Origin of the sequence: Blautia sp. 1033sp1_1033st1_G9_1033SCRN_220408 (assembly GCF_040929965.1) — a bacterium.
In the GTDB taxonomy this organism is placed as follows: Bacteria; Bacillota; Clostridia; order Lachnospirales; family Lachnospiraceae; genus Blautia_A; species Blautia_A ammoniilytica.
The window spans coordinates 20,617-30,845 of the sequence record NZ_JBFKZO010000028.1 but is presented as its reverse complement, the minus strand read 5'-3'; the positions used below and the strand labels follow the sequence as shown (position 1 = coordinate 30,845).

Here is a 10,229-nt window from a genome sequence, read left to right as displayed (position 1 = left end):
TATGATTGATAAAACTCAGCTGAAAATGGATACTGGCATCAAAGTAATTGAGGAAATCGCACCAATTTTCAAAGATTCTCTGTCTTTATAATAACTTTCGCAGTGTCCTGCCCCGTGGATGATCAGCTTCTGTTTTGGAGATTTACAGTTTTTATAAATTTCTTCAGACATACTACATGGAACAAATGTATCGGCGTCTCCATGGATCAAAAGGACAGGAACTTTTGCTTTTCTGACTTCACGGGCAGAATTGCACTCATCCAGTCCATATCCTGCCTGTTTTTTATTCACCGCATCCGCAATCTGTATCATTGGAAACGCCGGAAGATGATACATACTGTGAAGTACATGTGTAAACACTGCCTTGGGCGAAGTAAACGGACAATCTGCAATAATTCCTTTTACCTGCTGCGGCAGATCAAGCCCGCTTGCCATCAATACTGTGGCGCCTCCCATAGAATTACCATGCAGGAGAATCTGAACATTTTCTCCTTCCTGTCCAATCACCCATTCAATCCATCGATATGCATCATAACGGTCCTTACATCCGAATCCAATGTATTTCCCTTCACTTTGCCCATGTGATCTCTGATCAACAAGAAGAACGTTATAACCACGCTTCAAATAATAATTTGAAATACTTCCATAATCCGCAAGCCCCTGGCTCGTGTAGCCATGAAAACAGATCACTGCTTTTTTGCATTTCTTTTCTTCGACATTTCCTGATCCCCGGAAATACGTTCCATGAAGCTTCAAACTGTCTTCCGACCGGATCCAGACATCTTCATGAGGCTGCTCCATCATCCACTCCCTGCATTCCTTCATCTTTGAGAAATACTGATCCCAGTCTACCCCGGACATCTTCATCGTGCGTTCTGTCTTTGCGTTATAACGCATCATTGTTCTTCTGTAAAAGTATGCACTTCCACCTGCCTCTGCTGATACGATTCCCACCAGGCCTGCAAGTGCAAGAAGTTTTCCGTAATGCATCATCTTTTTCACCTTTGCTTCCTTTTTACAGTTATTTCTGTTTCTGTGTTTTCTTTATTGCATTCTGTTCTGCTTTTCTGCTATCAATCAGTTTTTTCAGATACAAAGCTTTGTCAATGTTGCCTTCTACTTTCAATTTTCCCAGTGTTACTGCCAGAACCGGATCCAGCTTTCCCTCATTGATCTTAAATAATGTCTCTGCCGAACAAGTAAAAATCGCATCTCTGTCATAATACTCGTATGGTTCCACATACAGCTTTCCTTCTTTTACCTCTGCATAAAAGATTCCCTCTGCTTCTCCTGTTATATTAAACTGATATGCAAGATGTTCATTCACAGTACTTACGTCTGCTTCCATCATCATCCCTTTTACTTTTGAAAACATGTCTGCGTATGTCATTTTTCTCTCCCTCTCCTTTTCAGTTTTTCTTTTTTCGACCAGTGGTCGATTTGCTATGTTTTTAATCTATCACTTTTTCGACCCGTGGTCAATTATCTATTTCAGACAATCTTTTGTTTTAAAGTGTCCTTTTTTTGTCCTCTTTTTTATTTCTATTTTATTGGTTCTTCTGACTTTATTGTGCTATACTTAAAAGGATATCGGTCAATTCCCGTAATCTGGAACTGGCCAAATATACTTACGAATATACGAGGCGGATTTCTATGCCAAAACAATTAAAATACGATAAGATTCTGGATGCTCTTCAAAAGCTTCTGGAAACCAAAGAACTTTCTAATATCTCTGTCAGTGAGATTGCTCAGACTGCTGAAATTGGAAAAGGAAGTATTTATTATTATTTTTCTTCCAAAGATGCAATTCTTGAAGCACTGGTAGAACGCAATTATGAAGCTCCAATAACAACAGCAAGACATCTTGCAGAGCAAAGAGAGATTTCACCTTTCACACGCATGGCTCTGATCTTTCAGGCCTGCCGAAATTCCTCTGCGGCTTTTTTAAAGACACAGCCATCAACTACAAAGGCTGCACCGGAACGGGCTTTTCTTCATCAAAAGTACATGAATCATCTCATCGTTTCACTCAAGCCGGTTCTTGCTTCCATTATTGAACAAGGGATTGCACAGGATTTAATCCGCTGTGCTGACCCTGTTTCTCTTGCTGAGATCGTACTGATTGTACTGACTGTTAAGATGGATAACACCTTAGTACCTTCAACAGCAGATGAGATTGAACAGACAATCTCTGCTCTTGTCTCTCTTTTGGAAAAGGGAACTGAGAATCCTGCGGGATCGCTAAACTTTCTGATGGCACAGCTGTAAGCAGTTTTCTGTTCGCGGCACCTGCATTACACAACATATCCCACCATTTTGAATCGCTGACGGTGATATGATAAATCATGAGACGAAAGGAGTGTTTTTATGATTATTCGTCCTGTTTTTAATATATTATTGCTCCCTGATATCACTTATTTTTTTAAACGTGATTTCTTTCCGGGGGCTGCTGCAGACCAGATTGAAGTCGGTACAGATATTCTGTTTCCATTTTTGAAAAATGAAGTGGATGAGACTACTGTTACTATAGATGATATTTACCCGGTCGGTATGTCTGCGAGAGTCGAATCCATCGGTGATGATGACAGCATCCAGATTCGTACATTAGAACGTGTCAGTCTTGATGATATTGAGCTGGATGAGAACGGACAGATTACAGCTACAGCTTCCATCCGCCCGGAGGTAGATGATCTTCCTTTAGAAGAAGAGAAGCAGACTTTCACAAACCTGCGGAACTCGCTTCTGAAATTTGTTCAGAATTATCAATGGGGGATCTGGGCAAGAAGCTACATTATCCAGAGAAAGAATATCTATGACCTTGGTTCTGCTCTTTCAGATTATCTGAATATTACTTCCGAAGAAAAATATGCAATTGTTGAGACAGATTCCCGCCGTGAGCGCTGTGAACTGATTGAGAATGCGATCAAAGAATTCATGGAAGTTGCCAAAGTTTCTTCTGAAGCACAGGAGGCACAGAAAGGTGACCAGGAGCAGCTTTACAGAGAAGCTGCAATTAAGAAGCAGATCGATTACCTTCAGAAAGAATTAGATGAGATGCACCCGGAAAACATTTCCGATGTCCGTGCTTTTGAAAAAAAGATCCAGGAATCCGGCATGAATGAAGATGCCCGTAAGGAAGCGGACAAAGTCCTGAATCGTATGAAGCAGGAAGGAAAAGACAGCCATGAATATGGGCTTCTCTATGACTATCTTGATTTTGTCACCAGTCTTTCCTGGAAGCATCCGGAATTTACACCAATTGATTTAAACCGGGCAGAAGAGATTCTTGATGAAGATCATTATGGACTTAAGAAAGTCAAAGAACGTATCATCCAGCAGATTGCTGTTATGGCACTGAACCGGAAACAGTATGGTTCCATCCTCCTTTTTGTCGGTGCGCCTGGTACCGGTAAGACAAGTATCGGACAGAGTATTGCCCGTGCGTTAAACCGCGAATATGTCCGCATCAGTCTCGGCGGTATCCGAGATGAAGCTGAGATCCGCGGTCACAGAAGAACTTATATCGGCGCTATGCCGGGACGGATCATGGAAGGGATTAAACGCAGCGGCGTTTCCAATCCTGTTGTAGTTCTTGATGAAGTAGATAAGCTTGCGAAAGATTATGGCGGAGATCCGGCAAGTGCATTGCTTGAGGTGCTTGACCCGGAGCAGAACAGTACATTTACAGACCATTATATGAATGTTCCATATGACTTATCCAATGTTCTGTTCGTCTGCACAGCGAATTCTACAGATACGATTCCTGAACCGCTTCTGAACCGTATGGAAGTGATCGATTTTCCAGGATATACGGCGGTGGAAAAATTCCATATTGCCAGAAAACACTTACTTCCAAAGGCAATGGACGCTATGGGAATCCAGAAGAAAATGTTAAAGATAACGGATGGTGCATTGCGCAAGGTCATTGAAGATTATACGATGGAATCCGGAGTCCGTGGACTTAAGAAACAGATTGATATGCTTTGTCGTTCCGCTGCTGTGCGTCTTGTAAAAGAAGAGGGGCAGACTCTGACAGTAAATAAATCGAATCTGAAAGACTATCTCGGCCGTAAGAAACTGCATCATGACCAGAAATTAACTTCCACACAGCCTGGTGTTGTCACCGGACTTGCATGGACACAGGCAGGCGGTGAGATTCTGTTTATAGAGACAAAGCTGACAGAAGGGGAAGGAAAGGTGATCATCACCGGACAGCTTGGAGATGTCATGAAAGAATCTGTACAGATTGCACTGACACTTGTGAAGTCTCTTTATCCTAAAGAAAGCAAGGTTTTCCAGGATCATGATCTGCACATTCATGTGCCGGAAGGAGCTGTTCCAAAAGACGGTCCATCTGCCGGCATTACATTAACCACAGCACTTGCTTCCCTTGTTACTGGAAAGGCTGTCAGCCCGGATTATGCCATGACCGGTGAAGTTTCCCTCCGCGGAGGTATACTTCCGATCGGTGGGCTTCCTGAGAAACTGATGGCTGCCCAGAGGGCCGGTATTACAAAAATACTGATTCCTTTTGACAACGCAGATGATCTCGAAGATGTAGCTGCTGAAGTAAAGGATAAGCTGAAAATCACTCCGGTGAAAAAGGTCAGCGACGTTCTGAAGTTATTGCTCGGATAAAAAGTGACCTATCGTTAAACGGAAACTATGAGAAACAAAAGCCCATGGCGGAATCTGAATGATAAGTTCAACAAACTTATCATTCAGATTCCGCCATGGGCTTTTTTATAGTTTTAAAATTCGACAGATAAACCGTAATCTATTTATCTGACTATTTATTCCTCTGTCTCTTCTTCCATCTCTTCTCCGAGATAGAATACTTTGTAAAACATTTCAAGAGACTTGAAAAGCTCTTCCTTTGTGTCCTGCAGCTCTTTGATCTTCAGTACACTACCAATCTCATCGAATGAGAAATCACCCTCGTTATGCTCTACTTTCAACTCAAGATTTCCATTCTCATCAAACACCAGCAGGAGAACTCCTCCAACATCCGCTGTATACAACACACACATGATCTGCAGTTCCTGTTTCACTGCTTCCGGAAGAGATTCAAATTCCGGGTTCAGATAATATTTCTGCTCATAGGAGCTGGCCGCACACAATACCATTTCTTCATCCATAATTTTTACACCTTATATCACTGCCCACAGTTTCTGTAAACAGTACTTACCTTTCCATATTTTCCACATTCACTGCATAATCCCGATGACTTATTCACATTCCGTAGGTCTTATCCACCTGGTTATACATACCCATATACGCCGCGCACCGAAACTTCTCCGGCATACACCGCCTCTTCGGTTTCATCTTCTTTCCGAACGATCAATTCTCCTGTCTGATTGATTCCAAGTGCGTAAGCATTGTACTGTTCTTTCGCGCCAAGAATCCGGACCTCACGGTCTTTATTAACCAGTAATTCGCTGTAACGTTCTTTTAGACCGGACAGATCTCCATGTTCAAGGAAAACCGTGTAATTCTGTTCAAAGCGTTTCATCACTGCTGCGATCAACGGTGCTCTCTTTACCACATGTCCACATTCCAGTCTGAGCGATGTCGCTGTCTCACGGATCTCCTCAGGGAACTCTGTCAGGTTCACATTGATCCCTACACCAATCGTTACATGATTAATGTAATCGATCTGAGTGCTCATCTCTGGAAAGTGAGCTCGGAGTAAAACTCTTTGAAAAAGATGGACGTAACGTTGTCCTCACAAAATGTGGACAGGCTTTTCTTGTCGATGTGGAACAGGCTTTGGATATGCTGGATTCAAGCATCAATAAACTGCAGATGACCGGATTTGGGGAAGGCCGCATCGATATTGTTGAACTCCGTACGCTCAGCAGTGCAGTTGTTCCGAACTTTGTAAAAGGTTTTTTGGATTCCACGCCTAACAAAAAAATCGATTTTTATTTTCACAGTTCAACCGGACTCACATCCGACATGATCCAGGGATTAAAAGAGCGAAAATACGACATCGCATTTTGTTCCAAGATGGACAATGAACCGCTCGTTGAGTTTGTTCCCGTCGCAAAACAAGAGCTTGTACTGATCGTACCGGAAGGACATCCTTTGGACGGGAAAACTTCGATTGATCTAAAAGAAGCGCTTACGTATCCGCACATCGTTTTCTCTAAGCGAAGCGGTTTAAGACATGTAATTGACAAGTTATTTGAAAAATGTGGCGGATACCCTCAGATTGCTTACTCAATGGAAGAAGATCAGGGTGTTGCCGGATTAGTCAGTGCCGGATTCGGCATCGCAGTTGTGCCGCGAATGCCGATTCTTTCCTCTTTACCGGTTTCAATCATAGAAATTTCAACTCCGTCCTGGGAGAGACTCTTCTACATGGCAACTTTGAAGAATGTTTATCAGGCACCTGTTGTTACGAATTTTAAGAATTATGTATTGGAACATGCTGAAATATAGAATGATACATTTCTTCTACTTTACAGCATCGGTACGATCATATTTACCCAGAACCAGCTCACCGGCATCACAAGCACCATGGCCGGGATCATGTCTGCGACTGGAAAATCGTGAATCTTTGCGATTCGGAAACCAGTTGCAAGAAGCAGGAAGCCTCCACATGCCTTGAAGTCGGCAATCATATCCGGCGTGGTCAGTGGGAAGATAAATTTTGCTGCTGCGAATATAATAAGGAAGATCACACACTGCGGAATTGCAACTGCAGCAACCACCATACCTAATGTTCCTCCAAAAATCATCGCAGTAAAGAAATCCAGAATCGACTTCGAAATCAAAATTGTATGATCACCGCTCATTCCGGAATCCAGTGAACCATAAATCCCTGTCCCACTGGCACAAAACAATACGATGATCGTCACAAGTATTGACATATACTCTTCTCTGGACATGGATTTGTTCTTATTTGGGAAGAATTTTCCCACTGGTTTCTCCATGCAGGTCGCTCCGCCATTAATAATTCCGCCCAGATTGACTGCCAGACCAAAGGCAGTTCCAATTATCACTGCAAAAATAACAGCAGGCATATTTTTCATAAGTCCAATGGAACTAACTCCCATTCCCATTGAGCAGACACCAAATATCTTGGTAAGTTCCGAATTGATTTTTGCAGGCAGCTTGTGCCCAAATAATGCCCCGATCACACCGCCGGCTGCAACCGACAGGGCATTGATAATAACTCCTATTGGCATATTCATCCCTCTACTTTCTAAAACACAGATGCGGTGTAAGAAATCTCCTACACTGCAAATTTTCAGTTCGATATTCAGTTTATCATAATACTTTTATAATGTAAAGCTTTTATTTTCCCTATATATACGTTCTTTTACAGTGAACTCACTGTCCGTGAGCATACGCTGTAAGTTTTCTTTAAAAACAAGGTAGACGAAACGACTCTCCTCTGTTTTTCATCCGAATCTTCTTTCGCAAAATATGTGCCATCTTTCAAAGAATATTTCCAATAATCAAAAAATTTACAGTAATGCCTCTTTGTATGACTGAACATGAGGCTTCACTTCTCCGTCTATGTAACTATCAAGAAATTCTTTCATACAGTTACGGCTATAGCGATTACTATGAATAATCTGTGCAAAACGACTCAAAGTATTTGAAATTGTATCATTGACCAAAATGTAATCATAACTATTGGCACATGAAATCTCTTCTTCTGCTATTTCCATTAAAGCATTCACTTCTTCTTCGGTGTAAATTCCAGTACTAGACAGCCGGCTCTTTAATTCATCCCAAGATGGCGGCAAAATGTAAATCAGTGTAGCATCCGGACAAAGTGCACGAATCTTCATTGCTCCGATTGTATCCACATCCAGAATTACATTTTTCCCTCTTGCACGCGCTTCCTCTACACTTTTCTTCGTTGTTCCGTAAGCATTACCATTCACATATGTATATTCCAACATCTCACCCATACGAACCATTCGCTCAAATTCCGGTACAGACACAAACCAATAGTCTTTTCCGTCTATTTCATGCTTTCTCTGTCTTCTCGTTGTCACAGATACACTGACACACGCCTGTTCATGATCCTGCAAATACTCTCTCAAAACCGTCTTATTCCCCACACCCGACGGTCCCGAAACAACAATCAACTGTCCATATTCTGCAATCTTGTCCAAATATTCCTTTTTCATCGCCGTTTCTTCCTTCCTCTCAACCATATTTTCGTATGATTTACACTTTTTTATTATAAATTCAGACAATATATTGCGTCAAGCATATTTTTCATACAGATGAACTCAGTTTTACTTGTTGTCCTGTGATTTGTATTTCTGTTTCCATAACAAAAAAAGAAGAGAACTCTCATTTTACTGGAGTTCTCTTCTTTTAGTCATTTACTATTTTTCTTTGATTTACTCACTCTCTTTTCCAAAATTCACAGCAAGTACGATCATATTGATTCCCTGCATTAAAACAACAAATGCGATCATATATCCAACTGAGAACATAGTCAATACCGGATGTGTAAAGGCTATAATACTTACAATAACAGATAACACACCACAAACAATTGCTAAAATTGCTTTTCCCTTAGAATCTTTAAACTTCTTCACTCCGGCTACAATCTGGAAGATACCATAAATCAGGACACTGGCACCAACCAGATAAGTTGCCATGATATCTGTAAGAAATCTCTGTACGCCACTGAACAATAAAATGATACCGCCAAGTCCTTCCAGGACTCCAAGAATACATCCTCCGATATCTTTCTTCTCTTTTGACAATGAAAGTATCACAAGTTCAATACCATTCACGAAGAGAAGCATTCCAAGAATCCATCCGATTGCTAAAAAAGTCCTCATAGGTCGAACTACTGCATAAAAACCTAACAGCACTGTCAGGATTCCTGTGATTAATGTGATAATTTTAATTGTTTTATTCTCCTTCATTTTTGCTGCCCCTTTCATTTTTACATTTCTTTTTTTCTATGATAACACAATTTTTTATTTATTTGTTACCTTTTTATATTTTATTCCACAACCAAATACAAGCATTGAGAATATCAATATCGCAATCCAAATTCTTGCATTGCTCTCGTCTCCTGTTTTCGCATTTGTTGTGCTTTCGTCTTGTAAATGTTCCTCATCTTCGGGATGGTTCTCCTGCTCATTTTCGGAATTTCCTGTCACATATGCTTTTACGCTGGTACTTCCCGCATAAGTTGCAGAATCTGTTGTCTCCTGAGCCAGAGATTTCCTTGGAACTGATAAAGTACAAATACATACAAGAACGAGCGACATAAAAAAGATTTTTAACAAGCTTTTTCTTGTATTACTCCACTCTTTTTTAATTTGCATGTACATCTACAATCTTTGTATAGAAATTAAGTGTACCGGTGTACTGTCCACCCCAGACAGAAAGATTTTTATTATATAACTGGTTACGGTTCAGTCTTAATTGATCCTTTGCTTCTTGACCTGCTCCCGTAAATAGATTAAATAAAAATCCATTTGAATACCATGTCCCATTTTGAATACTCTCATCTTTATTCATAATCTCATAATTCAGAACACACTCTGAATTTGCATTGTAGGCGCTCAATGTATTTCCTACATTTCCGGCAGTTTCATATACATCTATATCTTTAGACCATTGCTGATTCAGCTCATTTTTCGCTTCTGTGTACTGTATTTTCTGAAGTGTATTCTCTATTTCTGCATCATACTCTTTAAGATGTTGATCAACGATCTTAACTTCATTAAGTATCTCATTACAAAGAGCCTGAATTTCTGCCAGTGTCTGTCCAGTGTTATTGCCTCCACAAATCCATTTATTAACAAATGAAGCTACTTTCTGAAATCCTTCACTCTCTGTCGCTCCGGCAATTCTGACAAGTGCTGACCCACAAGTAGTCAACCCTACTGTGTAAATACGATTGACAAATGTTTTTCCGGTACTCACCCATAGATTATTTTGTTTAACTGCCGGTGCAGCAGTCTCTGCTTCTGCACTTACCGATAAAGGCATAATCGAAAATGCTACGCAAAGGCTCATTCCAATTGCAATAATCCTTTTCGAAATTCTTCTTTTCATCCGCTTCCCACTCCTTCCTTATTCCTGTCTCTGCCTGATGATTCGTTTTGTATCATTATTTATACCTTTTTATAATGCCACTCACACGGTTAATCAGCAATATTTTTTGCTCAAATCTGCGCTTTTATTTGATGTTTCTTAGATGAATTGTTGTGGAACTCAATTAAAGTGCATTTTAT

Annotated in this window: 11 protein-coding genes and 1 pseudogene; 3 read left to right on the top strand and 9 right to left on the bottom strand. The window is 40.7% G+C overall.

The window, feature by feature from the left end:
* Positions 1-15: 15 nt before the first annotated feature.
* Positions 16-993, bottom strand: a complete 978-nt coding sequence (locus AB5916_RS15740; protein WP_343019478.1) for an alpha/beta hydrolase — start codon at positions 991-993, stop codon at positions 16-18.
* A gap of 28 nt (positions 994-1,021) precedes the next feature.
* A complete protein-coding gene (locus tag AB5916_RS15735) occupies positions 1,022-1,390 on the bottom strand; it encodes an SCP2 sterol-binding domain-containing protein (RefSeq protein ID WP_055146971.1) in 369 nt (122 codons plus the stop codon).
* A gap of 263 nt (positions 1,391-1,653) precedes the next feature.
* Here AB5916_RS15735 and AB5916_RS15730 point away from each other — a divergent pair, with 263 nt between their 5' ends.
* Together AB5916_RS15730 and lon are read left to right on the top strand one after the other, a co-directional pair.
* On the top strand, positions 1,654-2,268 hold the full coding sequence (locus AB5916_RS15730) for a TetR/AcrR family transcriptional regulator (RefSeq protein WP_117579232.1): 615 nt from the start codon (positions 1,654-1,656) through the stop codon (positions 2,266-2,268).
* Positions 2,269-2,367: 99 nt separating this feature from the next.
* Entirely contained in the window at positions 2,368-4,638 is a 2,271-nt protein-coding gene (lon, locus tag AB5916_RS15725) for an endopeptidase La (protein ID WP_055162931.1), read from the top strand.
* A 155-nt stretch (positions 4,639-4,793) separates the two neighbouring features.
* On the opposite strand, the gene AB5916_RS15720 is transcribed toward lon, so the two are convergent.
* Together AB5916_RS15720 and AB5916_RS15715 are read right to left on the bottom strand one after the other, a co-directional pair.
* A complete protein-coding gene (locus AB5916_RS15720; RefSeq protein ID WP_015530004.1) occupies positions 4,794-5,138 on the bottom strand; it encodes a DUF6145 family protein in 345 nt (114 codons plus the stop codon).
* 122 nt (positions 5,139-5,260) lie between these two features.
* Positions 5,261-5,671: pseudogene (locus tag AB5916_RS15715) on the bottom strand (biotin--[acetyl-CoA-carboxylase] ligase); the annotation flags it as partial.
* 86 nt (positions 5,672-5,757) lie between these two features.
* Between AB5916_RS15715 and AB5916_RS15710 the strand changes: the two are divergent.
* Complete coding sequence (locus AB5916_RS15710) at positions 5,758-6,444, top strand: LysR substrate-binding domain-containing protein (protein WP_343019439.1); 687 nt, start codon at positions 5,758-5,760, stop codon at positions 6,442-6,444.
* Positions 6,445-6,464: 20 nt separating this feature from the next.
* Here the strand turns inward: AB5916_RS15710 and AB5916_RS15705 are convergent, their stop codons facing one another.
* The 5 genes from AB5916_RS15705 to AB5916_RS15685 all read right to left on the bottom strand — a co-directional run bounded on the left by AB5916_RS15705 (position 6,465) and on the right by AB5916_RS15685 (position 10,050).
* Positions 6,465-7,193 carry a DUF554 domain-containing protein gene (locus AB5916_RS15705; protein ID WP_343019440.1) on the bottom strand — a complete coding sequence of 243 codons (729 nt, stop codon included), beginning with the start codon at positions 7,191-7,193 and terminating at the stop codon, positions 6,465-6,467.
* 282 nt (positions 7,194-7,475) lie between these two features.
* Complete coding sequence (gene gmk, locus AB5916_RS15700; protein WP_081019634.1) at positions 7,476-8,177, bottom strand: guanylate kinase; 702 nt, start codon at positions 8,175-8,177, stop codon at positions 7,476-7,478.
* A 192-nt stretch (positions 8,178-8,369) separates the two neighbouring features.
* Positions 8,370-8,906 (bottom strand): DUF308 domain-containing protein, encoded by a 537-nt coding sequence (locus tag AB5916_RS15695; RefSeq protein ID WP_343019441.1) that lies wholly within the window; start codon positions 8,904-8,906, stop codon positions 8,370-8,372.
* Positions 8,907-8,960: 54 nt separating this feature from the next.
* Positions 8,961-9,314 (bottom strand): hypothetical protein, encoded by a 354-nt coding sequence (locus AB5916_RS15690; protein ID WP_343019442.1) that lies wholly within the window; start codon positions 9,312-9,314, stop codon positions 8,961-8,963.
* The gene (locus AB5916_RS15685; protein WP_343019443.1) at positions 9,304-10,050 is read right to left on the bottom strand and encodes a hypothetical protein; all 747 of its coding nucleotides are present in this window, start codon (positions 10,048-10,050) and stop codon (positions 9,304-9,306) included. The genes AB5916_RS15690 and AB5916_RS15685 overlap by 11 nt, the downstream gene beginning before the upstream one ends.
* Between the last annotated feature and the right edge of the window lie 179 nt (positions 10,051-10,229).

Excerpts from the sequence above, each read along its gene's own strand:
- gmk (WP_081019634.1), bottom strand. The coding sequence starts at position 8,177 with ATGGTTGAGAGGAAGGAAGAAACGGCGATGAAAAAGGAATATTTGGAC.
- AB5916_RS15690 (WP_343019442.1), bottom strand. The coding sequence starts at position 9,314 with ATGCAAATTAAAAAAGAGTGGAGTAATACAAGAAAAAGCTTGTTAAAA.
- lon (WP_055162931.1), top strand. The coding sequence starts at position 2,368 with ATGATTATTCGTCCTGTTTTTAATATATTATTGCTCCCTGATATCACT.
- AB5916_RS15685 (WP_343019443.1), bottom strand. The coding sequence starts at position 10,050 with ATGAAAAGAAGAATTTCGAAAAGGATTATTGCAATTGGAATGAGCCTT.
- AB5916_RS15705 (WP_343019440.1), bottom strand. The coding sequence starts at position 7,193 with ATGCCAATAGGAGTTATTATCAATGCCCTGTCGGTTGCAGCCGGCGGT.
- AB5916_RS15740 (WP_343019478.1), bottom strand. The coding sequence starts at position 993 with ATGATGCATTACGGAAAACTTCTTGCACTTGCAGGCCTGGTGGGAATC.
- AB5916_RS15735 (WP_055146971.1), bottom strand. The coding sequence starts at position 1,390 with ATGACATACGCAGACATGTTTTCAAAAGTAAAAGGGATGATGATGGAA.
- AB5916_RS15720 (WP_015530004.1), bottom strand. The coding sequence starts at position 5,138 with ATGGATGAAGAAATGGTATTGTGTGCGGCCAGCTCCTATGAGCAGAAA.
- AB5916_RS15695 (WP_343019441.1), bottom strand. The coding sequence starts at position 8,906 with ATGAAGGAGAATAAAACAATTAAAATTATCACATTAATCACAGGAATC.
- AB5916_RS15730 (WP_117579232.1), top strand. The coding sequence starts at position 1,654 with ATGCCAAAACAATTAAAATACGATAAGATTCTGGATGCTCTTCAAAAG.